The 21,159-nt window shown below is 67.7% G+C and carries 24 protein-coding genes and 1 pseudogene; 12 read left to right on the forward strand and 13 right to left on the reverse strand.

Features of this window, described 5'->3' with window-relative positions; translation table 11 throughout:
• Nucleotides 1–25: 25 nt before the first annotated feature.
• The 4 genes and pseudogenes from G4X40_RS12130 to G4X40_RS12150 form a co-directional block, all read left to right on the forward strand.
• On the forward strand, nucleotides 26–505 hold the full coding sequence (locus G4X40_RS12130; protein ID WP_277832781.1) for a DUF5994 family protein: 480 nt from the start codon (nucleotides 26–28) through the stop codon (nucleotides 503–505).
• A 162-nt stretch (nucleotides 506–667) separates the two neighbouring features.
• Nucleotides 668–1,015 (forward strand): DUF5994 family protein, encoded by a 348-nt coding sequence (locus G4X40_RS12135; RefSeq protein WP_277832782.1) that lies wholly within the window; start codon nucleotides 668–670, stop codon nucleotides 1,013–1,015.
• A gap of 2 nt (nucleotides 1,016–1,017) precedes the next feature.
• The gene (locus G4X40_RS12140; RefSeq protein ID WP_277832783.1) at nucleotides 1,018–1,266 is read left to right on the forward strand and encodes a hypothetical protein; all 249 of its coding nucleotides are present in this window, start codon (nucleotides 1,018–1,020) and stop codon (nucleotides 1,264–1,266) included.
• 1,007 nt (nucleotides 1,267–2,273) lie between these two features.
• Nucleotides 2,274–2,690, forward strand: a pseudogene (locus tag G4X40_RS12150) (GtrA family protein); the annotation flags it as partial.
• A 1-nt stretch (nucleotide 2,691) separates the two neighbouring features.
• On the opposite strand, the gene G4X40_RS12155 reads toward G4X40_RS12150, so the two are convergent.
• From G4X40_RS12155 to G4X40_RS12165, 3 genes are all read right to left on the reverse strand, one after another.
• Nucleotides 2,692–3,345, reverse strand: a complete 654-nt coding sequence (locus tag G4X40_RS12155; RefSeq protein ID WP_277832784.1) for a class I SAM-dependent methyltransferase — start codon at nucleotides 3,343–3,345, stop codon at nucleotides 2,692–2,694.
• A 70-nt stretch (nucleotides 3,346–3,415) separates the two neighbouring features.
• Nucleotides 3,416–3,973 (reverse strand): hypothetical protein, encoded by a 558-nt coding sequence (locus tag G4X40_RS12160; RefSeq protein ID WP_277833082.1) that lies wholly within the window; start codon nucleotides 3,971–3,973, stop codon nucleotides 3,416–3,418.
• Between the two features lie 10 nt (nucleotides 3,974–3,983).
• Nucleotides 3,984–5,207, reverse strand: coding sequence for a molybdopterin-dependent oxidoreductase (locus tag G4X40_RS12165; protein WP_277833083.1), 1,224 nt, complete (start codon nucleotides 5,205–5,207; stop codon nucleotides 3,984–3,986).
• Between the two features lie 489 nt (nucleotides 5,208–5,696).
• Here G4X40_RS12165 and G4X40_RS12170 point away from each other — a divergent pair, with 489 nt between their 5' ends.
• Genes G4X40_RS12170 through G4X40_RS12185 form a run of 4 tightly spaced genes read left to right on the forward strand, consistent with a single transcriptional unit; the run spans nucleotide 5,697 to nucleotide 8,902 of the window.
• On the forward strand, nucleotides 5,697–6,509 hold the full coding sequence (locus tag G4X40_RS12170) for an S-methyl-5'-thioadenosine phosphorylase (RefSeq protein ID WP_408642185.1): 813 nt from the start codon (nucleotides 5,697–5,699) through the stop codon (nucleotides 6,507–6,509).
• Complete coding sequence (locus G4X40_RS12175) at nucleotides 6,506–7,564, forward strand: NAD-dependent epimerase/dehydratase family protein (protein WP_277832786.1); 1,059 nt, start codon at nucleotides 6,506–6,508, stop codon at nucleotides 7,562–7,564. The genes G4X40_RS12170 and G4X40_RS12175 overlap by 4 nt, the downstream gene beginning before the upstream one ends.
• Nucleotide 7,565: 1 nt before the next feature.
• Entirely contained in the window at nucleotides 7,566–8,225 is a 660-nt protein-coding gene (locus G4X40_RS12180; protein ID WP_277833084.1) for a glycosyltransferase family 2 protein, read from the forward strand.
• On the forward strand, nucleotides 8,222–8,902 hold the full coding sequence (locus G4X40_RS12185; RefSeq protein ID WP_277832787.1) for a TIGR04282 family arsenosugar biosynthesis glycosyltransferase: 681 nt from the start codon (nucleotides 8,222–8,224) through the stop codon (nucleotides 8,900–8,902). The genes G4X40_RS12180 and G4X40_RS12185 overlap by 4 nt, the downstream gene beginning before the upstream one ends.
• Before the next feature lie 31 nt (nucleotides 8,903–8,933).
• Here G4X40_RS12185 and G4X40_RS12190 read toward each other — a convergent pair whose 3' ends face one another.
• The 5 genes from G4X40_RS12190 to G4X40_RS12210 all read right to left on the reverse strand — a co-directional run bounded on the left by G4X40_RS12190 (nucleotide 8,934) and on the right by G4X40_RS12210 (nucleotide 13,300).
• Nucleotides 8,934–10,256 carry a hypothetical protein gene (locus tag G4X40_RS12190; protein WP_277833085.1) on the reverse strand — a complete coding sequence of 441 codons (1,323 nt, stop codon included), beginning with the start codon at nucleotides 10,254–10,256 and terminating at the stop codon, nucleotides 8,934–8,936.
• A 450-nt stretch (nucleotides 10,257–10,706) separates the two neighbouring features.
• Entirely contained in the window at nucleotides 10,707–10,871 is a 165-nt protein-coding gene (locus tag G4X40_RS12195; protein WP_277832788.1) for a hypothetical protein, read from the reverse strand.
• A complete protein-coding gene (locus tag G4X40_RS12200) occupies nucleotides 10,868–11,815 on the reverse strand; it encodes an acyl-ACP desaturase (protein ID WP_277832789.1) in 948 nt (315 codons plus the stop codon). The genes G4X40_RS12195 and G4X40_RS12200 overlap by 4 nt, the downstream gene beginning before the upstream one ends.
• A gap of 80 nt (nucleotides 11,816–11,895) precedes the next feature.
• Entirely contained in the window at nucleotides 11,896–12,279 is a 384-nt protein-coding gene (locus tag G4X40_RS12205) for a LapA family protein (RefSeq protein WP_277832790.1), read from the reverse strand.
• Nucleotides 12,272–13,300 carry an STAS domain-containing protein gene (locus tag G4X40_RS12210; RefSeq protein ID WP_277832791.1) on the reverse strand — a complete coding sequence of 343 codons (1,029 nt, stop codon included), beginning with the start codon at nucleotides 13,298–13,300 and terminating at the stop codon, nucleotides 12,272–12,274. Before G4X40_RS12210 ends, G4X40_RS12205 begins: the two co-directional genes overlap by 8 nt.
• A 205-nt stretch (nucleotides 13,301–13,505) precedes the next feature.
• On the opposite strand from G4X40_RS12210, the gene G4X40_RS12215 reads away from it, so the two are divergent.
• Genes G4X40_RS12215 through G4X40_RS12225 form a run of 3 tightly spaced genes read left to right on the forward strand, consistent with a single transcriptional unit; the run spans nucleotide 13,506 to nucleotide 15,631 of the window.
• Entirely contained in the window at nucleotides 13,506–14,078 is a 573-nt protein-coding gene (locus G4X40_RS12215; protein ID WP_277833086.1) for a TetR/AcrR family transcriptional regulator, read from the forward strand.
• Complete coding sequence (locus tag G4X40_RS12220) at nucleotides 14,071–14,808, forward strand: GAF and ANTAR domain-containing protein (RefSeq protein WP_277832792.1); 738 nt, start codon at nucleotides 14,071–14,073, stop codon at nucleotides 14,806–14,808. The genes G4X40_RS12215 and G4X40_RS12220 overlap by 8 nt, the downstream gene beginning before the upstream one ends.
• 58 nt (nucleotides 14,809–14,866) lie before the next feature.
• A complete protein-coding gene (locus tag G4X40_RS12225; RefSeq protein WP_277832794.1) occupies nucleotides 14,867–15,631 on the forward strand; it encodes a GAF and ANTAR domain-containing protein in 765 nt (254 codons plus the stop codon).
• A gap of 103 nt (nucleotides 15,632–15,734) precedes the next feature.
• Here G4X40_RS12225 and G4X40_RS12230 read toward each other — a convergent pair whose 3' ends face one another.
• Nucleotides 15,735–16,937, reverse strand: a complete 1,203-nt coding sequence (locus tag G4X40_RS12230) for a phosphatidylserine decarboxylase (RefSeq protein ID WP_277832795.1) — start codon at nucleotides 16,935–16,937, stop codon at nucleotides 15,735–15,737.
• A 139-nt stretch (nucleotides 16,938–17,076) separates the two neighbouring features.
• Here G4X40_RS12230 and G4X40_RS12235 point away from each other — a divergent pair, with 139 nt between their 5' ends.
• Nucleotides 17,077–18,186 (forward strand): enolase C-terminal domain-like protein, encoded by a 1,110-nt coding sequence (locus G4X40_RS12235; RefSeq protein ID WP_277832796.1) that lies wholly within the window; start codon nucleotides 17,077–17,079, stop codon nucleotides 18,184–18,186.
• Nucleotides 18,187–18,201: 15 nt separating this feature from the next.
• Here the strand turns inward: G4X40_RS12235 and G4X40_RS12240 are convergent, their stop codons facing one another.
• The 4 genes from G4X40_RS12240 to G4X40_RS12255 form a co-directional block, all read right to left on the reverse strand.
• Entirely contained in the window at nucleotides 18,202–19,407 is a 1,206-nt protein-coding gene (locus G4X40_RS12240) for an AI-2E family transporter (protein ID WP_277832797.1), read from the reverse strand.
• A 668-nt stretch (nucleotides 19,408–20,075) separates the two neighbouring features.
• Complete coding sequence (locus G4X40_RS12245; RefSeq protein ID WP_277832798.1) at nucleotides 20,076–20,369, reverse strand: DUF4193 family protein; 294 nt, start codon at nucleotides 20,367–20,369, stop codon at nucleotides 20,076–20,078.
• A 12-nt stretch (nucleotides 20,370–20,381) separates the two neighbouring features.
• Entirely contained in the window at nucleotides 20,382–20,810 is a 429-nt protein-coding gene (locus G4X40_RS12250) for a hypothetical protein (RefSeq protein WP_277832799.1), read from the reverse strand.
• 45 nt (nucleotides 20,811–20,855) lie between these two features.
• Nucleotides 20,856–21,050, reverse strand: coding sequence for a hypothetical protein (locus tag G4X40_RS12255; protein WP_277832800.1), 195 nt, complete (start codon nucleotides 21,048–21,050; stop codon nucleotides 20,856–20,858).
• Between the last annotated feature and the right edge of the window lie 109 nt (nucleotides 21,051–21,159).

Here is a 21,159-nt window from a genome sequence, read left to right on the forward strand (position 1 = left end):
TGGGTGCCCGTCGGGCTCGTCACGGTTGCGACTCAATCCCACGTTTGCAGGGTTCATCAACGGGGCATGGTGGCCGCGTACACGCGACCTCACCCACGACCTTCCCTCCCTGCTCGACGCGCTGTTCGCACAGGTCGGCCTCGTCGAGCGCGTGATCTATGACCTCGACGAGTGGTCGCCGGCACCCGAGCGGATCCGCGTGCACGACCACACGGTGTGGCTCGACGGATACCGGTTCCAGCCCCGCAACACTCTGTACGTCCTGTTTGCCCACCGCATCAGGCTCACACTGCTGGTGGTGCCGCCGTGCACCGAACCCCGGTTCGCGCACGCCACACTGATGGCCGCGGCCACCCCGAACGACGCCACCAGCGCCGACGAACTCCTGATGACCGGCGTGCGAGAGGCAACTTGCCGGTCCGACCATGTTGCGGCGCAGAAACATTGGGATGCCGACGATGGGTCGGCCACCGCCCGCTGGCGGCGATCCCGACCACGAAGATGACGCGCGACTGCGCGGCAACAATCGACCGACTCGACCCGAATACGGAAGTCCAACACCATGATGCACAGACACCACCCCACACCCGGTCAACTCGACCTGGGTCCGGCCCGATCTTCGGCGGATGGGCGTCAGCCCTTCCCGCATCCGACCCGCACACCGCGGGTGCGGCTGACCCCACACGCCTGCGGCGAGACTCTGCTCGATGGGGTCTGGTGGCCGCGCACCGCGAACCTGACCAGAGAGTTGCACGACCTGATCAGCGCGGTTACACCGAGTGTCGGCGTGACCGAACGGATCACCTTCGGGTGGAATCCGGCGAGCATCTCGCAACGCCGGGCCGACCTGCCCGACGGGGTCACGGTCGAGGACCGCGTCGCCGACCAACCGCCGGACGTGATGTACCTGTTCGGGGACAACGGAACCCGCCTGTCCCTGCTGATCATTCCGGCTGCCACGCACTTCACGCACGCCCACGCCGCCATGGCTGCGGCGGGGGCCGGCGGGGGGTGACCGTGACCCGCCGCGAGAACAACGCACCCGGCGGCGGGGGCGGTGTGCGGTGGTCGGCGAGAGCCCCGGCGCGGGCACTGCTCCGGGCCGGTTACGCCACGGTCACGTTCCCACTGCGAACCGCTGCGGAGACCGCGCTGTCCCGGCTGGACGGACGTGCCCCGCTACGGGTCGCCTACTCGGAACTACTGATCACCGTCGACGATGCCGGTCCACGGGGCGGGGCACCAATGACCAACTGCGAGATGTAGAGGGCTCCGTCGCCGGTGATCCGGGCCGCAGTCAAACCGTCGCGGATGGCCCTGGGTGCGCAGTGCGGCACCGGACGCTTCGGGCGTCGGCGATCGGCGACGGTCAGCGCAGTCCACGCCGTGCCCGGTGCACCCGTTTCGAGTCGCGGGGCGGGCGTCGGCCGCGTCGACCCGCACCCCACTGCGCGAGAACGAACCCGAGCGGCGCCGGGATCGTGGCGACGACGTCGGCGCAACGGCTCGCGCCGGTCCCGTCGCGGGGCATCGTCCCGTCAGCAAACGCCGGCGAGGTGTGTTAAGTGTTGCACGCTGGCGCCGGTCCCGACCACGACCCCGAGGGCGGCCTTCTTGCCCTCGGGTCGTGGTCGCCGACCGGCCGGTGGCCGCTGCACGACAATCCCCGCCCCCCCAAGACGATCGACACAGCGCAACGCGTGGAACAGAAGGATCAGCGGCACAAAGCCGGTGCAGGTGCTCTCACTTTGTGACCTCTGCTGCCTCGGATACGCCGGCGCTCACGACTACCCGGTCCTGACTTCCGACCGGCACTGGACCACCCTCGGACCCCACGGCCTGACCACCGCGGTCTGAAACTTCCGAGACCCTGCCTGCCAACCCTGAACGAGCCCGTGTACTGGACCAAGTGCACGATCATTGCCTGCCAGCCCGGCCACGAGTTCGGCTTCACGGTGCTCGGTCCCTGCGACAAGCCGGCCAACACCTGGCGTTACCGGTTCGAACCGAGCGGTAACGACACGGGGAAGGGAAGAGCACGATGGCCAGCGAGGTGGAAGCCGGCACTGAACGCCTTCGTTATCGCGTTCGAGGACCGGATCACCCCGAGTGAAACCTAAACCGATGTGTCAGAACCGGATCCACCGTTATCCGGATAGTCTCAGAGAATCAATGCAGTCGCCGAGTAAGCGAGCCACAGGACCGAGATCATGGCCGGGTTTCAGCGCGGTGCCAATCAAGGCGGGCACGCGGTTCCCCGTCGGTTGAGCCGGTCTGGGGCGGTGGGCCAGTTCGTACGGTTCTGTCTGATCGGCGTCGTCAGTGCGGCTGCCTACCTGGTGTTGTATCTGGCATTGCGCCGGGCGGTCGGCGCGCAGGTGGCCAACTTCCTCGCCCTGTTGCTCACCGCGATCGCCAACACCGCCGCCAATCGCGCGTTCACGTTCGGCGTGCGGGGCCGACGGCATGCCGCCAAGCATCAGTTGGAGGGCCTGGTGGTCTTCGGCCTCGGCCTGGCGCTGACGAGCGGGTCGCTTCTCGCACTGCACGTCCTGACTCCCACAGCGTCTCAGCAGGTCGAGGTGGTGGTGCTGTTCGCCGCCAATTCCGTCGCCACTCTTGTGCGGTTCCTCGGATTGCGGTGGGTGTTCGTGGCGCGTCATGGTGAACATGATTCGGGTGCAGATTGAGTCATTCCCGCGTCAGATGGATGAAGTACCGACCGGACGCCTCGATCATCCCGCGCACTCTGAGACCGGCGGCGTGCGCGAGCGGGCCCGCTGTTTCGGAACCGACCCGCGACCACGGAAACCATTCACCCACGCAGCGGGCATTCTCCCATCGCACCACTTCGTGGCTCAGACCGGTCGCGGGTGGGTCGATCTCGGCAACCAGAATTCCGTTCGGCGCAAGCAGTTCCCGCACGCGACGCAGCATTCGCAAAGGGTCGCCGCCGATACCGATGTTCCCGTCCGCCAGCAGGACATGCGCCCACAGTCCGAGGTTCGGCAACGGCGCGAAGATGTCCCGGCGCAGCGCCGCGCCGCCACGGTGGATGGTCATCTGCACTGCGACCGAGGAGAGGTCGATGCCGAGAGACGGCACACCCCGCCGGGCCAGCGCCGCAGTGAATCGTCCGGGGCCACAGCCGAGGTCCAATGTGGGTCCGGCGCACGGCTGAAGCAACACACTGTCGGCGAAGCGGTCGGCGGGTGTGGACAGTGCGCCGCCGAGGTAGCGACGCCACGGAAGAGGACGGCGCGTGCCGTCCGGACTGCTGACCCAGCACGGCACCCCCGCGAAGAGATCGCGGTAGAGCACGTCGATAGGGTCCTCGGCTGTCATGCCGAGCTGCGGTATCGACGCTGCCGCGCCGCGCGGTGCGCAGCTCCTTGAGTGGCGGATCCCGTCGTGGTCACGCCGAGGACTCCGGCGAGGATGTTCCCTCCGCCTCGGTGGCCCGCCGTCCGCTGGCCGCGAGCCGGTGGCGGCGGGTGAGCCCCAGCCGGATCGAGTAGACGACGGCGCTGACTGCGAACATCACGGCAGTGAGCAGCAACCAGCGGCCGAGGAATGGCTGCTGCGTCTGACCGGTGGCCGCGAGGTAGGTCGGCTGTCCCTGCTCGACGATTCCGGGGAAGAACAGCACGAAGAGCAAACCGCTGCCCAGTACCGGTATCCGCAGGTAATTCACCGGTGACACCGTCGGTTTCGCGACCTGCACGCGGCCGGTGACCCCGCGCCAACCGGCGATTAATGACCGGTCGGCGAACGCGTAGAGCGGGAACAGCACAAGATCGTGGAGGATGACCGCGCCCACGAACCAGACGAGAATCGACTGCCACCAAATGTCCCGATTCCACAGCGTGGTCAGGCCGATGGTCTCGATCACGTAGCTGACGAGCGCGAAGCTCGCCACCAACACCAGAAGATGCAGCGGGTGTGCCCCGTAGAAGCGTTTGACGTTCGGCATCGCGCGCATGTCAGCTCCGGAAGTCGATCGAGCGGACCCACTTGGTGTTGTGCACACCGGGCAGCGCAGGCACGATGATCCGCGCCGGATATCCGTGGTCGAGAGACAGATCGACTCCGTTTACCCTGAGTGCAAGCAGCGCGTCGGGGTTCAGGATCTGGTTCGGCTGCAGCATGGCCTGTCCGAACCCGCCGTTGCGCTGGAATGACTGCACGAACGCAGACCTGGGGACCGGCACACCGACGTGCTCGGCGAGCGCGGCGAGTGGTATACCGGTCCAGGTCTGTGTCGTCGACCACCCCTCGACACACGCGATGGACAGCCGCGCGGAGTGCTGGGGCATGGCCACCAGCGTTGCCCGATCGAGGGTCACCTCCCGGTGACCGCCGCGCAATGTCAGCCGCCAGTCGGGCCCGGCGACGGCGGGATCGATTGCCGCGGCGGATGCGGTCTTGTTGATCTGGAAGTCGTTGGGTCCGGATCCGTCGCTGCGTCCGCGGGGAAGCAGCAGCGAGGTGGTCCGGATGATGCCACCGATCGACTGACCGGCGCTGAGTACGGCAACCAGCAGTGAACCCCCGCCGACCAGGGCGAGCACTCCGCGGCGACTGAGTGTGGGCGGCGCGGGATTCTCGCTGACCAGCCCGTCGGTGTCCGGCGGCTCGGGCCGGGTGGCGGCGCGTGAGGTCCGCAGTTCGGTACGCATCGATCGGGATCCGAGACTGCGGACCATCCGGGGCAGTTTGAGTGACACATGCACGAGGAAACCGGCGATGAACACCCACGCGCCGAAGTAGTGCGCGGTGTAGAAGCTGAATCCGAAGAGGTAGTCGTACTGGATGTTCAGCACTCCGGTGGCGATCTCGAATACGATCCCGCCGACGAGGAACAGCAGCGAGAGCCGTTCGAGCAGCTGTGCCGACGAGCGGGCCGGGGGCCAGGCGAACAGTCTCGGCATCACCGACCACAGTTTCGCCAGCACCAGCGGGATGATCGTCAGCCCGACGATGACGTGCAGCCCCTGGGTGAGTCCGAAGAGCCACGCGGGTTTGGTGGGCCAGTCGAACCACGGCAGATGCAGCCACCCGACCTCGGAGGGGATGGCCTGTCCGAAGCGGGGGCCGTAGGCGATGTAGTCGAGCAGTCCGGTCACGGCGACCACCGGAAGTGCGACGAGGAGCGCCGCGCCGAACACCGCAGTCAACCAGGGGCCTCGCACCGGGCTTCGCCACATCCGTGGGGCGGGCAGACCCGGTGGGCGACGACGCGCAACGGCCCTCCACAGCGCCGCCGGGAATCCGTAGTCGGCGTCCGTGCCGACGCCGTCAGGATCGACTGTCCCGTCGTGTCGCGGCACGTCCGGCTCTGCTGGCGGTCCTGTCTCGCTCACGATGCACTCCGCTCGACATGGGCAACGGTCTGGTCCTGTGCCGTGCAGGTCCGCGTTCCAGTTTCCTATGAATCGCGCTCCCGCGGATCCGGTTGACGGACTTCTCCGACGGCACAGGCCGCCGGTACACGGTGACATTCCAGTACACGGTGATGCCGGCTCGCCTCGACCCATCCGCCGGCCGTCGGCTACGAAGCCCTCATGATGTGCCGGCGGACATGAGAACCGGTGCCGGTGTTCGAAAAAATCGATGGCCAGTTCGATACCCGGTGCCGCGGCCGATGAACGCCGAATTCGCCGTGGCGCCGCAGAGGCGGGAGGAGAATGTCGGCCATGAAGGAACCTGCACCGGCCTCGCGAATCTCGTCCGGGCCGGACATTGCGGTGATCGGAGGGAGCGGTTTCTATTCGTTCTTCGACTCCGATGCCCACGGCGTCATCGTGGACACCCCGTACGGGCGACCTAGCGCACCGATCACCATTGGGGCGGTCGCCGGGCGGCAGACGGCGTTCCTGCCTCGTCATGGTGAACGGCACCAGTATTCGCCGCACACGGTGCCCTATCGCGCCAACATGTGGGCACTGCGCACGCTCGGCGTGCGGAAGGTCCTCGCCCCGTGTGCGGCGGGAAGTCTCAGCCCCGATCTGGGCCCGGGGGCGGTCGTCGTCCCGGACCAGTTGGTCGACCGCACGTCCGGTCGCACGCAGACCTACTTCGACGGCGGCGCCGTGCACGTGCGATTTGCCGACCCCTACTGTCCGGGTCTGCGGGCCGCGGCGATGCTGCCCGGGACGGTGGACGGCGGCGCCGTGGTTGTGGTGGAGGGCCCGCGCTTCTCGACCAGGGCGGAGAGCCGGTGGTTCGCCGCGCAGGGCTGGACCTTGGTGAACATGACCGGCCATCCCGAGGCCGTGCTCGCGCGGGAACTCGAACTCTGTTACGCGACGATCGCGCTGGTCACCGATCTCGATGCCGGACTGACCGCCGGTGAGGGAGTACGCGCAGTGGACGTTTTCGCCGAGTTCGAGCGGAACCTGGGCCCCTTCAAGGATCTCGTGCGCGCGGCGGTCGCCGAGGCCCCGACCACCGACTGCGCGCACTGCCGGGTCCATGACGGCGTCACGCTGCCCATCGAGCTGCCGTGAGGATTCTGCTTACCGGGGCGGCCGGGTTCATCGGTTCGCACGTGCGGTCCGCGCTGATGGACAGGGGACACGAGGTGGTCGCGGTCGATGCGATGCTCGGATCAGCGCACGGCACCGGCGCATCCCCCCCGACCGCTGTGGGTCTGCTCGACATCCGTGATCCCGACGCGGTCGAGCGCGCCCTGCGGGGCATCGACGTCGTGTGCCACCAGGCCGCGGTGGTCGGCGCGGGAGTCGACACCGACGACGCCCCTGCCTACGCAAGTCACAATGACTACGGGACAGCGGTGTTGCTCGCCGCCATGCACCGTGCACGGTGCCGTCGACTGGTGCTGGCCTCGTCCATGGTGGTCTACGGCGAGGGACTCTACCGATGTCCGCGGCACGGACGTGTTGTTCCGGGTCCGCGCCTGCGGTCCGACCTCGACAGTGGCATCTTCGACAGCCGATGCCCCGACGGGGGTGAGCCGCTCAGCTGGGAGCCGGTGGACGAGGATGCGCCGCTGCAACCGCGGAGCTTCTATGCGGCAAGCAAACTCGCTCAGGAGAAATACGCGCTGGCGTGGTCGCTCACCCTCGGAGCGTCCGTCACAGCGCTGCGCTATCACAACGTGTACGGCGACCTCATGCCGCGCGACACCCCGTATTCCGGTGTTGCCGCGCTGTTTCGCTCGGCACTCGAATCGGGCCGGGCCCCCTGTGTCTTCGAGGACGGGCGGCAGACCCGGGACTTCGTCCACGTGCGCGATGTCGCCGAGGCGAATGCCAGGGCGGTGGAGGCACAACTCGACGGGTTCATCCCGATCAATGTGTGCTCGGGTCGACCGCTCACCATCGGAGAAGTGGCGCGCACGTTGGCCCGCGCCCACGGTGGACGAACGCCGGTGGTGACCGGCGAGTACCGGCCCGGGGACGTGCGCCACATCGTGGCCGACCCGAGCCGGGCGGTGCATCTTCTGGGCTTTCGCGCCACGATCGCCCCCGACGAGGGCTTGAGCCGGTTCGTCCGGGAACCGATGCGGCGCGCGGTGCCTGCGGGGCCGCCCAGTGTCTGAGATCGGTGGGGCAGGATCGGTGACGGTCGTCATCCCGTGCCGGAACGAAGCGGGTTCGCTTCCGGGGGTTCTGGCGGGGGTGCCGGACGGATATCGGGCATTGGTGGTGGACAACGGATCTCTCGACGACACTGCGCAGATCGCGCTCCGGTGCGGCGCCGAAGTGGTCCGAGAACCGGTCCCCGGATACGGGTCGGCCGTGCACGCCGGCCTCGAGGCCTCGCGGACCGAGATCGTCTGTGTGCTCGACGGGGACGGGTCGATGGACCCGGGTGAGCTGCCGGTGCTGGTCCAATTGGTGCGTGAGGGCGCCGATCTCGCGGTGGGGCGCCGTCGTCCCGTCCGACGCTCCGGTTGGCCGCTGCACGCACGGGTCGGCAACGCGCTGATCGCCGCCCGACTGCGCCGACGTCACGGCCTGCCCGTTCACGACATCGGAGCCGTCCGTGTGGCCAGACGCGATGTGCTGCTGCGCCTGGGGATCACCGACAGGAGTTCCGGGTACCCGTTGGAGCTCCTGGTCAGGGCGGCCGCTTCCGATCTGCGCGTGGTGGAACGGGATGTCACCTACCGGCGCCGCACTGCGGGCACCTCAAAGGTGTCCGGGTCGGTCGCAGGCAGCGTCCGCGCCATGCGTGACTTCTGGAGGGTAATCAGATGACCGGCAGCATGTGTGCACTGTTGGTCGTCGCCAAGGCTCCGGTCGCCGGCCGATCGAAGACGAGGCTGACACCGGTCTATTCGCCGGACGCGGCGGCAGAGCTTGCCGCGGCGTCGCTTCTGGACACCCTCGCCGCTGTGCGCGATACACCGGCCGCGGCGCATGTGGTTGCCCTCACCGGCGACCTCGACCGCGCTCACCGGAGCGTCGAGGTCATGTCCGCCCTGGCGGGGTTTACGGTGATCGCGCAACGCGGGTGCTGCTTCGCGCACCGGTTGGTGAACGCGCACGTCGATGCGGCGGCCGTGGCGCGATGCCCGGTCCTGCAGATCGGGATGGACACGCCGCAGGTAACGTCGACGCTGCTGAGCGCGGTCACCCAGACACTGGTGCGGCCGGATGTCGATGCGGTGCTCGGTCCGGCGACCGACGGAGGCTGGTGGGCGCTCGGGGTGACGACTCCGGACATGGCAGGCGTTCTGGCGAACATCGAGACCTCAAGGCCGGATACCGGTTCACGAACTCTCCACGGGCTGCAGCGGTACGGGTGCCGCGTCGCCGAACTCGACGAACTGTCCGATGTCGACACACCCGACGACGTTCGGACCGTCGTTGCCGAGCTCGGTGCGGGCAGTCGCTTCCTGGCGGCGGTCCAAGAGCACCGGCCCGTGAGCTGACGCCCGGGACGTCCGGCAGCCGTCCGTCGTGTCACCAGTTCGTCAGGATGAGACTGTTGAGCAGCAGAGCCGTCGCGGCCTGGACGCAGAGCCAGAAACGGTGACTGTGCGTCGGCAGCAGACCCGGTGCGGCGATCAGCCACACCGCGAACGGCAGCCAGATGCGTTCGGTCTCGGCCTTGCTCAACGCACTGAGATCCGCCGCGAGCACCGCGACGAGACACGCGACGACAAGCAGGTTCAGTGCCTTCCTCGACCGGAGCTCCGAGAGCGTGAACACTCGGTTCAATGCGGCGGCGGGGGCCAACCCGACCGCGCACACCAGCGAGGCGAGATTCGCCCACGCCCAATAGGCGAACGGTCGGTTCTGCGCGATCCCCTGCCAATAACGTTGCTGGACCAGTGAGTACCCCTCGAACCACCAGAACCCCGACGCCGTGAACGCCGCCGCGACCGCGAGAGCGCCGATCACCGCACCGAGCAGCGGCCGGTAGTTGCGGGCGGTCACCAGCACTGCGATTGCGGGGAGTCCCATCAGGACCAAGCCGTAGTTCAGGTAGATTCCCCAGCCAAGCAACACGCCCGCGCCGAGGGAGGCGGCCATCGCCGCCCAGGTGGAGCGTGTCGCGCCCAGTGCGAGTAGGGCCAACCCCCACGCGGTCACGCCCGCGTAATAGCCGTCCGCAGAGACCGCGATCCAGATCGCAGTGGGCGCGAGCACGACGAAGGGCGCGACGCGGCGGGCAAGCGTTTCGTCGCCGAGCGCGCGGACCGCGACCAGCACGGCCATCGCCGCGCTCGACCCGACCGCGACGCACAGAGCGCCTGCCCATGCGCCGCCACCGAGTCCGATCCGGTCCAGCCACACGAACGTCAGCAATGCGCCCGGTGGATGTCCGGAGACGTGGGCGGTCCACGAATCGGGTTGGGATTCGAGGATGCGGCCGGAGAAGCCGCGCAGCATCGCGGGAATGTCGGTGACGCCGGGTACCTCGATCAGGTACTCGGGCGGCTTCGTCAGCCGGCCCGCGAATCCGAGTTGCCAGCCGTCGATCATCGCGAGCGACATCGCCCACGCGGCCGAGGCGAGCCAGACAACGAACGTCAATCGGCGCCAGCGCATGGCCTGTGCCAGGCCAGGCCCCCATGCGACCACGCCGATCGCGATGGCGACGGCGACCGGGGTGCCCCACCCGACGTGCGCATCCCACCATCCGAATATCGGGGCGGTCTCGGCGAATTGCCTGATCTCTTCGGCGGTGCTGTTGATCAGAGGTGTGACCGACCGGAAACCCAGGTGCGGAACGATGAAGGCAGCCGAGACAAGCGCCGCAGCCAGCGCCGCGGCCACCAGGTCACCACGGCAGGTCCGACCGGCGCGGCCGGTTCCAGGCTTGTCGCGCCTGCCGGTCGCCTGCTGCTGCTGCACGATTATGAGGGTAAGGCCCGGCGGGGCCACAAGTGTCTGACTCGCAGGGGTCGGTCCGCACAGGATGCCGCGTTCGGCGGCCGCCGCGTGGATACGCGTGATACGTCGGTACCCGCACATGATGATACTGCTGCCCCGCCCGCGCGCTCGAAACCTCTCGGCGCGCAGCCTTTTCCGGGAGTTGGCCCGCCAGCGGACCTATGTAAGTAACACGGCCGCACATTCTCCGAAGACCAGGGAAGGAAAGCCGCGGCGACAGGGCCGGCGGACCTGACCGACACGGTGGACAGAACGCAGATTCCGCGATGTTGTCCAAGTACTGCCACGACCACGCGATATCCACCTCCGACTGCTGGACGGCGTTCACGCGGCGCTCTAGTTTCCTGCCCCGACCATCGCTTCGGCGGCGATCTCGGCCGCCTCGGCGGCGGCCAGTTCGGTGAGCTCCGCCGTGAGCGCGTCGAGACGAGCCTCACCATCCGCCCCGGCCTCGCCCTGCGAGCCCGCGGCCGCGTCGGCAACGCGAAAGTTGGAGGTCAACCGGTCGCCTGCCGCCCTGCTGCTTCCCTGGCGAGCATTCGTTCGCGGTGTTCTTCGAATCTCCTGGCCTTCGCTTCGAGGTCGGTGATGAAGGCTGCGAGATCGTCGCGGGCCTGTTCACCCGGGCCAGCAAAGTCCGTGCGGTCGAAGATCCGCCAGAATTGCAGCACCGGACGGATCACCTCGTCCAGATGGCTACGCGGGTCATAGATTCCGGCCTTGGCGATAATGACCGCGTTGCGCCGAAAGTGCGGCATCCCGACACCGGGCATCTGGAACCCCCGCAGCACGTCGACCAACACACGCATCATCCGGTTCGGCTGAAGATCGAGGGCTGCCGCCGCGAGGTTTCGATAGAACACCATGTGCAGGTTCTCGTCGATCGCCACCCGCTGAAGCATCCGGTCCGCGATCGGGTCACCGCAGGCCTTCCCCGTGTTGCGGTGACTCACCCTTGTCGCGAGCTCCTGGAAGGTGACGTACGACACGCCGGGCAATACCCCGCCGTCGGTCGCCGAGGTGAATCCGGTGCTCATGTGTTCCATACGCGCACGCTCTAGTGCGATTGGATCGACGCCTCGAGTGACGATCAGGTAGTCGCGCATGACGATTGCATGCCTGTTCTCCTCCGCGGTCCACCGCCCGACCCACGTCCCCCAGGCGCCATCGAGAGAGAAGTTCTCAGCGATCTCGCGGTGATATGACGGGAGGTTGTCCTCGGTGAGCAAATTGGTCACCATGGCAGCCATGCCTGCGTCATCGAGGCTTGACTGTTCAGCGTCCCAGTCGACTCCGCCCATGGCACTGAAGTTGCGCGCTTCATCCCACGGCACGTAGTCGTGCGGATACCAGTCCTTGGCGATCGTCAGATGTCGATTCAGGTTGGTCTCCACCACCGGCTCGAGTTCCTCGAGAAGTTCGAACTCGGTCATCTCGCGTGTCATTTCGCATGATCTCCGATCCTGCGGCTGCATCAACGGTACCGACCCCACGTCCAGCCGACGGACGAACTGTTATAGGACGCCTATCGCGGCCTGCGGTGTTTGAGTGCGCGGCGAAGCTGGTGGATCCGGGCGGTGCCGACGATCGCCATGAGGATCACGCCCACGATCACCGCGAGGAGCATCGCGACACCGGCGGGCAGAGAGAAGTGGGCGCCCAGGTAGGAGAAGTGGACGCTCGTACTGTTTTGCACCACGAAGATCAGGATGAGGATCAGCACCAGCACGCCGATGATGATGCCCATCCATGTCTTCGAGACACGGGTGCCGACGATGCCCTTCCTCGGCGGGCGCGCCGCCGGCGTCGCCTCTGGTGATGATGATGCCGGTGGCGACGCCGGCTTCTGCGGGGACGCCGATGCCGGCTCCGGCGGGTTCGTCGGATCCGGATTCTGCATGTCATCCATCAGATTCACCGCCGATACGTGGGGTCGGGGTCAGAGCGCCACCTTCGGGCGCAATGCCGTGGCAGGCGAACTCGGTGTCCATCCCCAGTAGCCGCATCGGTCGGAGTACCGGCTGGGTGGCCACGAGGTCGACCCGGGAAAGGCCTCCGCCGTCCCCGTACCGTTCGGCGATGGCGTGCATCGCCTCGAGTCCGGCGACGCTGATGAAACCGACACGAATGAGGTCGAGCAAAACCCGTTGGTCACCCCGTCGCGACACCACGTCGTTCATTGCTGCGAACAGTTCCGCCGCATTGGACAGGTCCACCTCTCCTGCCACGTGGAGCGTCACCGCCGAATCTGTGTATGTAGCGGCGAGTTCGAGGAGCGGATCGGATCCGTGTACGCGTTCGCTCAGTCCGATGCGTTCGGTGCGCGCGTCGGATCCGGTCAGGTCGCCCTCTCGATCCTCGAGACGGTCCAGATGGCCTCGCTGCCCCGAAAGCACTGCAGCTGCATCGCCAGCGAATCGGCTCAGCAATTCGTCGCTGCCGTCATCGATCGCGTCGGCGCCGGAACCGTAGACGTTCAGCACGCCGACATTGCCGGCGCCGGCCGGAGCGAGGGGCAGGCACCTCACGCAACGCACGCCGAGAGTGCTCGCCTGTGCGATGAACACGGGCCAACGCGTCTCGTGATGCGTATCGGCGATTCGTTGGCAGTTCATCTCACGAACTGCTGATCGACCGGGACCGTCGGCGGTGGCCGCATACAGGTGATCGAGCGTCACGACGGCCACGTGAACCGGTTGTCCATCGCAGCGACGGGCGAAGGTTTCGGCGTCACCGACGATGCCGGCAAAATCGGCGCCCGGCACCTCCGTCACCACCCGCGCCGTGATGGCCGCCAGCGCATCGATCGTGGCAGTTGCCTCGCCGCCGTGTCCGACGGCGTTGTCCGTGTCGACCCAGGGTCCGTCTCGCCGACGATCGCGCGCCGTGTTTGCGTCGGGTCCAGACTGGGGAGAGTGATCGATGAGCATGTCGCCTACCTACGTCGCCGAATACACGTGAGCGACTGTCAAGGTCTGGGACAGCCCGGGGCATGAAGCCAGAGAAGCACCGCTATTGGTATAGCATGAAAAGACAAGTCTTTCTACCTATATTGAGGTGGTGAAATTGGCCGACACGCTCGGCATACGTACACCGGGCGGCGGCCGCGGTCCGGTACTCGGAGCGCGTGAACGGATCCTGGCCACCGCCTACCCGCTATTCGCCCAGCGTGGGGTGCGGGGGGTCGGAATCGACGAGATCATCGCCCAGTCGGGGGTCGCGAAAGCCACCCTCTACCGACACTTCCCCTCCAAGGACGACCTGGTCTTGGCCTTCTTGTCCCGTCGGGAGCAGCTGTGGACCGTCGGTATCGTCCAACGGGGCGCCCGCGAACGCGCGGACACCCCAGAAGCACAGTTGCTTGCGATCTTCGACGTCTTCGCCGACTGGTTCGCCCGCACAGATTTCGAGTCCTGTTCTTTCATCAACGTCCTCCTCGAGATGGGGCCTGTCCATCCTGCTGGGAAAGCGAGCATCGGCTACCTCGAGCACATCCGGACGTTCGTCGCCCAGCTCGCTCGGGAGGCATCGCTGGCCGATCCGGACGAATTCGCCAAGTCGTTCCACATCTTGATGAAGGGGGCCATCATCGCGGCCGCCGAAGGAGATCCGCAGGCGGCAATGCGCGCGAAGTCCATGGCCTGTGCGTTGATCGAGCGTAGTCGCCCACCCGTTGCGCCCTGCGCCGACAGCGGCGCACATGGCTAGCGCGCCGGGCAATGACCGGCACGCGATCAGCACCGTGTGGGCGGCGGTCGTGGAAGGGATACGGGACAACTCCAGCGGTTTGGCGCCGGTCGTGCGAGTGTGCCGGGCGTGTGTGGGGGTTCTTCCGGTCGACGGCGCGTCGATCTCCGCGGCGACCGCGGATCACGGCCGCGAGGCGCTCTACGCCAGCGACCCGGTCAGCGGCCGACTCACCTCGCTGCAGTTCACTCTCGGAGAGGGTCCCTGCGTCGAGTCGATCGACGCCGGCCGCCCGGTGCTCGTCCCGGACCTGTCACGCGCCGTCACCTCCTCCTGGCCGATGTTCGCCGCCGAGGTCGGCGCTTTGGACGTCGCCGCGGTGTTCGCTTTCCCGATACGCAGCGGCGCGATCGACATCGGCACGATGCAGATGCATCGCAGACGTGCCGGAGCGTTGACGGCCGCGGAACTGTCCCTTGCTCTGCGGGTGGTGGACGTCGCCGCCGTCGCGCTGCTGGCGCTGCACTCCGCGCCCGGCGCGCGGGTCGACGGGGAATGGCTCGCCGCCCTGCCCCGCGACGGAATCGCCATCCACCAAGCCACCGGCATACTCACCCATCAGCTCAACATCCCCGCGAAGGAAGCGTTGACACGACTTCGGGCACTCGCGTTCGCCACCGGACGCGCCGTTGACGACATCGCCCGCGACGTCATCGTGGGACGCTCCAGCCTGTCCGATCCAGGTGGCTGAAACAACGCTGGTCGGCCAAGTTGAGACCGCGTTACCGTGGTAACGGAGACTTCAAGAAGTGGGGAAGACCATGTCAGAGAACGACCGTGAATCGCGCGTGGTCAGGGCGCTCGTGGCGATGGCCGACACGCTCGTCGACGACTACGACGTCGCCGACCTCCTGCACCAACTGGTGCGCCACTGCGTCGAGTTGCTCGACGTCGGCGCGGCAGGGCTGGTGTTCGCCGACCAACGCGGCGGGCTGCAGGTGCTGGCCGCCTCGAGTGAACGCACCCGCCTGCTCGAGCTGTTTCAGCTGCAAAGCAATGAGGGGCCCTGCCTGGAATGTTTCCGCAGCGGCGAGCCCGTCCTGATCGCCGACCTCTCGGAACTAGCTGAGCGTTGGCCCTCTTTCGTGCCCGAAGCCATCGGTGAGGGTTTCGCCTCCGTGCATGCGGTGCCGTTGCGGTTGCGCAAACAGACCATCGGCGCGCTGAACTTGTTCGGCACCCAACCCGGATCGCTGAACGAGCAAGACCTGGCGATCGCGCGGGCGCTGGCCGACACCGCCACGATCGGGATCCTTCAAGAACGTGCCATCGCCCGCAGCGAGATCCTGACCGAACAGTTGCAGACCGCGCTGAACAGCCGAATCACCATCGAACAGGCCAAGGGCGTCCTCGCCAGCGCCGGCAACCTCGACATGGAGCAGGCTTTCGAGACGCTCCGCGGTCACGCCCGCCGACACAGCAGCCGCCTGAGCGACATCGCTCACCGCATCGTCACCGGCGACCTCGACCCCGCCGAACTTCTGCACACTGCCCGGACCCGACCCCCCACCTGACCTGTCAATGTCGGCTGCCCTCCGAGGATGATCCGGCGGTCGGGCCCCTGCCAGAGCATGTGGTGCGCGTCGCCGCACGCGGCGCAGCAGGGCGGTTGCGGCGTCAGGCGGGACGCCGGCTACAGCGCGCCACGGGCGTGCCGACGAGGCGGAAGTCGTCGCTGGTGTCGACCTGCGGATCGGTTCCGGACTGGAACAGCAAGATGATGTCGGATCCGCCGAATTGGAAGTAGCCGAACTCGTCTCCCTTCGTGGCCGGCCTGTCCTCGAGCGCGGTGAGGACGACCGACCCGACGTGCGCCATGCCCACCGGGACCACTGCGACGACGCCGATGTCGTCGCCTCCGGTATCGCCGGTGTCGATGGTGACCACCCCGCGGGTCTGCGCGAATTCGAAGCCTGTGGTGGTGCTGTCCTTCGAATCGAGCTGATGGCCTTCGAGTGTGACTTGCAGGTACACCTCTCCGGCAATCACGAAGGACTCACGGATCAGGCCGGAGACGGGCAGGTGGAAGCGGTGGTAGGCAGACGGCGGCAACATGTAATGGACGAAAGTTCCCCCCGCGAACGACTCGCCGTACCTGCTGCCCTCGAGGAGCTCAGCGATGTTGCCGTACGTGCGGTTGTTTTTGATGGTCGTCGCAGGGATGTTCGACTCACCGTCGATGTCGTACGCATGTCGGAAGCTGCAGTCGGCCGGCGAAGTGACGATCAGGTTGTTGGCGGGTTCGGCTATCGGCCGCAGCCCGGCGTTGAGCTGGCGTGCGAAGAACTGGTTGAAGGTGAGCCAGCCGCTCGGCATGTTGGGCTTGCCGTCCACCAGGGATTCGCCGATCGAGTATTCCGGCGCATAGTCGATGAAGGTGTCCAGGATTTCCTGGCTGAACGACTCGGTCGTGTCCAGGAAATCACCCCATTGGCGCGCGAATTCGGTGAGCCAACCACGGAAGGCTGCGGAATCCTTCCCGATCGTTCCCCCCTTCGGGCCGACCTCCTGGTCTACCAGCCAGAAAAAGTGCGCGAGCCGGTCGCTGACCTCCTTGGAGTAGCGATCCGCGGGACCACCCTGGCCCTTCCATGCGTCGCCGCCGGATTGCTGGGGCACCCACCGCACGAAACGCTTGAGGTACGCCTCGTAACCCGCCAGATCCAGCGGCCATTCCAGCGCCGCGAACAAGTCCGGGTCCAGCTTCGCTCGGGCCAGCTCGTGCGCTTTCCGGATCGACAGCTCCAGTCGTACCGCGAGACGACCGTCGCCGCCTAGCACGTCATGCAGGCGGTCGATGATCACTTCGGGCGAGCTCACAGCTGATCCCTCCTCGACTGGGTGCCCCTCGGTTACCCGCACGCCGCCGCGTCAACCCATGTGACTTCGCCCTTGCCACACGCATTCGAGGAGTCGATCCACCCGGCATACCCGGAGTCCGGGCGGGTATGCCCGCCGCATGACTACGCCACTCGAAGCGCAGGTACCCATCGACTCCGTGGAGGCCGCCGCCTACACGATCCCCACCGACGCACCGGAATCCGACGGGACACTGGCGTGGGATTCGACGACGCTCGTGATCGCGACCGCGCGCGCCGCCGGCACCGTCGGCCTCGGGTACACCTATGCCGGTCCTGCCGCCGCCGAGATCATCACCGGCAAATTGGCCGGCGCCGTCACCGAGGAGGAGGCCTTCGCCCCGCCCGCGCGCTGGGCGGACATGCGCCACGCGGTCCGCAACCTGGGCCGGCCGGGCCTGGTCGCCGAGGCGATCTCCGCGGTGGACATCGCCCTGTGGGACCTCAAGGCCCGCCTGCTCGGCGAGCCCCTGTGCTTCGCGCTGGGGGCGATGCACGCCGCCACCCCGATCTACGGCAGCGGCGGGTTCACCTCCTATGACGACAGCACGCTGCGCGCCCAACTGGGCGGATGGGTCGAGCGCGGCATCGTCCGCGTGAAGATGAAGGTCGGCCGCGACCCGGCGGCGGACGCCGAGCGGGTGGCCGCGGCACGCGCGGCGATCGGCGACGGCGCGGAGTTGTTCGTCGACGCCAACGGCGCGTACACCCGTAAACAGGCGCTGCTGTGGGCGCAGCGCTTCGCCGACCACGACGTGCGGTGGTTCGAGGAACCCGTCTCCTCCGACGACCTCGAGGGCCTGCGCCGCGTCACACACGACGGCCCGCCCGGCATGGACATCACCGCCGGCGAGTACGGCTACGACCTGCCGTACTTTCAGCAGATGCTCGACGCCGGCGCGGTCGACTGCCTACAGGCCGACGTCACCCGCGCCCAGGGCATCACCGGTGTACTCAGGGTGGCCGCACTGTGCGATGCACGCAGTCTCGACCTGTCGCTACACTGCGCGCCGCAGATCAGCGCCCACGTCGGCACCGCGGTCTGGCATTTACGCCACCTCGAGTACTTCCACGATCACGTGCGCATCGAGTCGATGGCGTTCGACGGCGTACTCGAACCGGACGGCGGGGCGCTGCAACCGGACCGCGCGACCGCCGGGCACGGGCTCACGTTCAAGGCGCAAGACCTCGAACCGTTCCGGGTGCGGTGACCGCCGTCGGCGGCGTCACGTCCGGTCCAGTTGCGGGAACACCGTCTCGCGCGCGAGCAGCAGCACCGCCGCGGCGACCGGGATCGACAGCAGCGCGCCGATGATGCCCAGCGCCGCGCCGCCCAGCAGAACCGCGACGACCGTCACCATCGCCGGCACCTCGACGGTGCGGCCGATGATCTTCGGCACCAACGCATAGTCTTCGATCAGCCGCAGGGCGACGAAGAACGCCACGGTGCCGATCGCCACCGGCAACGACACCGTCAGCGCGACGAGCGCGACGATGACCCCCGCGATCGTCGACCCCACGACGGGGATCAGGTCGAGCACGGCGACCAGCACCGCGAGCAGCAGCGGATACGGCACACCGAAGATCTGCAGCCACACGAACGTACAGAGCGCGGTGATCACCGAGATCACCAGATTGCCCAGCACGTATCCGCCGACCTTGCGGAAGATCTCGTCCCCGAGCAGCACCGCGCGGGGACGCCGCGAGTCCGGGGCGAGCCGGTAGATGCCGGCGCGGATGCGCGGGAAGTCGGCCAGGAAGTATCCCGAGAGGACGAGCACGATCACCAGTCCGGTCACCGCGCCGAACACCACCTTCCCGGCGCCGAACGCCCCTCCGATGATCTTCGAACCATCCGAGGACAGCTGCTGGGTCAGCCGTTGTTGCAGGTGGAAGTGCTGATCGAGGCGGTGGATCGCCGGATACCGCTGCTGGAGGCCCCTGAGGTGCTCCGGCGCGTGCGCGACGAACTGGCCGCCTTGTTCGACCAGCGGGGTGATCACCGCGGCCAGGAAGCCGGCCACGAGCAGCAGGACGACCACGATCACCACGGCGACCGCCGCCCAGCGAGGCAGCCCACGGCGGACCAGCCACCCGACGACGGGCTCCAGACCGGTCGCCAACACCAACGCCAGCGCGATCAGCACGAGCGCGCTGCGGGCGCCGAGCACCAGTTCGACCACCCCGACCGTCACCGCGACCCCGGCGGCACCGGTCAGCCCGATCATGAACGGCGAGTGGCGGTCGAACCGCGAGCCCGGCCTGCCCAACGGGTGTTCGGACGTGCTGGATCGGGCCGCTTGCGCTTCGGCTGCCGCGATGGGCTCGGTCCCGTCCGGCTCGGTCCCGTCCTGCTCGGCCCCGCCCGCCCCGGAATCGCCCGGTTCGGAATCGCCCGGCCCGGAATCGCCCAGGAGTTCCGCGTCGTCCATCCGTCCATGGTTCCCTGCGGCCCCGCGGCCCATACCCGGTTCGGACCGAACACCCCGGACCGGCGCGCGCTCGCCACGCCCGCTCGCCGCCGATTCGGGCACGGTCGCCGTTTGAGAACAAACCGGCGTTTGAGAACAAACGGGACGGGGCACACAATCGAGACTGTCCATCACAAGCAACACGGGTAGGTGATCCATGATGGATGCGTTGTTCGCACAGTGGCCGATCAGGAAGGTGTGGGGCAGCCTCGGAAGCCTCGGCTGGGGCATTGGCAGCCTCGGCTTCGGCAGTTTGGGCAGCTGGTAGAAGCCCGCGCAAGCGCAGCCCTCGACCTCCGAAGGTCGGGGGCTGTCCCGCTGCTCCGACGGGCCCTTCCGACCGTCTGTGCGCGACGCCGGCCTCGCAAACTCGCGCAGTACCGGCAACGCCGTCACGTGGGCTTCGGGTTTCACCGCGTGGACTGCCGGGCACCCCGCTTCGGCTCGGCCTGGCCGCGGCGGGGAGTTGCAGGCCCCGGCGCACCGCTGCCGGAGCGGGGCGGTATCGCCGCCGGGCTGGGAGTCGGTGTCGTCGCGAGTCTGTGCCGGCCGGTTCAGCCGTCACCCGCTGCCGCACCTGGTCTACGGCTGTGCCGTGCAGGCAGTCCTGCACGGCACATGACCCGGACTCACACGCAGTCCCGGCAGATCAGCCGGTCGCCCTCGTGACGGGCGAGCTGACTGCGGTGATGCACGAGAAAGCATCTGCTGCAGGTGAACTCATCTCGCTTCATCGGGACCACCCGCACCCCCAGCTCCTCGCCGGACAGGTCCGCGCCGGGCAGGTCCATGGTCTCGGCGGTGTCCTCACGGTCGTCGAGTTCGGTGTCCGGCTCCGCGCCCCTGCCGCGGCCCAGCGGTCCGGGCTCCTCGCCCGACCGGTCGGAGTCGTCGTCGCGCGGTCGATCGAAGTCGACTGACATGATGTGCTCCTCTCACACTCGGCCACACTCGATTCCCGCGCGGTCGAGCAGTTCGACCGCGCATTCGATGGCGTCGACGGCCACCGCCATCCCGATCTCCGTCCAGGCGCTCTCGCCGGTGTCCGAGTTCTCGAGCTCGCCGACCAACCGGTCTGCGGCGGCGCGGATCTCGGCCAGCGAACCGGTCACCAGCGCCGCATAGTCGCTGCGCCCGAGACAGCCGAGGACGTCGCCGCGGTGCAGTTCGCCGTGCAGCCGTGAGGTGAGGTCCACCGGCAACCCGATGCGGCCGTCGGCGAGGGCGTCCGCGGCGCCGAGGTGGATCAGCCCGACCCGTTCGGATCCGGCGCAGGTGCGTTCCAATGCGGTGTCCACCAGTTCGGTCAGTTCCAGCCGGTCCACCACCACGGCGTCGCCGGACGGTTGAACAACTGTGGTCATGCTGTTTCCCTTCCTCTCATCCGTGAGCCGTCAGCCGAGGGCGGCTCATCGGACCAAGATCTTCATCGCCTCGGGGACCGGGCGCGGTCGACGACCGGGAATGCGCCGTGCTCCACGGACGCGCTCGGTCATACCGGCCGATTCACGAAGGCGGTAAAAGCAATACAGCGCAAGGGTCGACCAGGCACACACGATGTCCGTGTAGACGACGGCGGTTCCGGGCCGCACGGTGATGCTCATGTCCCTCCCCTCGGTTCCGGGCTGCTGAGCTGGGGACATACCCGGTCGCCGTGGATCTACACCCCCGCGGATCACTTCCGCCCGGCAAGCACCCGGTCGCGCGCGCGGT

It is taken from the genome of Speluncibacter jeojiensis (assembly GCF_029589495.1).
In the GTDB taxonomy this organism is placed as follows: Bacteria; Actinomycetota; Actinomycetes; order Mycobacteriales; family Mycobacteriaceae; genus Speluncibacter; species Speluncibacter jeojiensis.

Bases quoted from the DNA above. Each gene is read 5' to 3' on its own strand.
- G4X40_RS12170 (WP_408642185.1), top strand. From the start codon at position 5,697: ATGAAGGAACCTGCACCGGCCTCGCGAATCTCGTCCGGGCCGGACATT.
- G4X40_RS12255 (WP_277832800.1), bottom strand. From the start codon at position 21,050: ATGAGCATCACCGTGCGGCCCGGAACCGCCGTCGTCTACACGGACATC.
- G4X40_RS12155 (WP_277832784.1), bottom strand. From the start codon at position 3,345: ATGACAGCCGAGGACCCTATCGACGTGCTCTACCGCGATCTCTTCGCG.
- G4X40_RS12160 (WP_277833082.1), bottom strand. From the start codon at position 3,973: ATGCCGAACGTCAAACGCTTCTACGGGGCACACCCGCTGCATCTTCTG.
- G4X40_RS12185 (WP_277832787.1), top strand. From the start codon at position 8,222: ATGACCGGCAGCATGTGTGCACTGTTGGTCGTCGCCAAGGCTCCGGTC.
- G4X40_RS12240 (WP_277832797.1), bottom strand. From the start codon at position 19,407: ATGGACGACGCGGAACTCCTGGGCGATTCCGGGCCGGGCGATTCCGAA.
- G4X40_RS12235 (WP_277832796.1), top strand. From the start codon at position 17,077: ATGACTACGCCACTCGAAGCGCAGGTACCCATCGACTCCGTGGAGGCC.
- G4X40_RS12205 (WP_277832790.1), bottom strand. From the start codon at position 12,279: ATGGATGACATGCAGAATCCGGATCCGACGAACCCGCCGGAGCCGGCA.
- G4X40_RS12210 (WP_277832791.1), bottom strand. From the start codon at position 13,300: ATGCTCATCGATCACTCTCCCCAGTCTGGACCCGACGCAAACACGGCG.
- G4X40_RS12245 (WP_277832798.1), bottom strand. From the start codon at position 20,369: ATGTCAGTCGACTTCGATCGACCGCGCGACGACGACTCCGACCGGTCG.
- G4X40_RS12250 (WP_277832799.1), bottom strand. From the start codon at position 20,810: ATGACCACAGTTGTTCAACCGTCCGGCGACGCCGTGGTGGTGGACCGG.
- G4X40_RS12200 (WP_277832789.1), bottom strand. From the start codon at position 11,815: ATGACACGCGAGATGACCGAGTTCGAACTTCTCGAGGAACTCGAGCCG.
- G4X40_RS12165 (WP_277833083.1), bottom strand. From the start codon at position 5,207: ATGTGGCGAAGCCCGGTGCGAGGCCCCTGGTTGACTGCGGTGTTCGGC.
- G4X40_RS12220 (WP_277832792.1), top strand. From the start codon at position 14,071: ATGGCTAGCGCGCCGGGCAATGACCGGCACGCGATCAGCACCGTGTGG.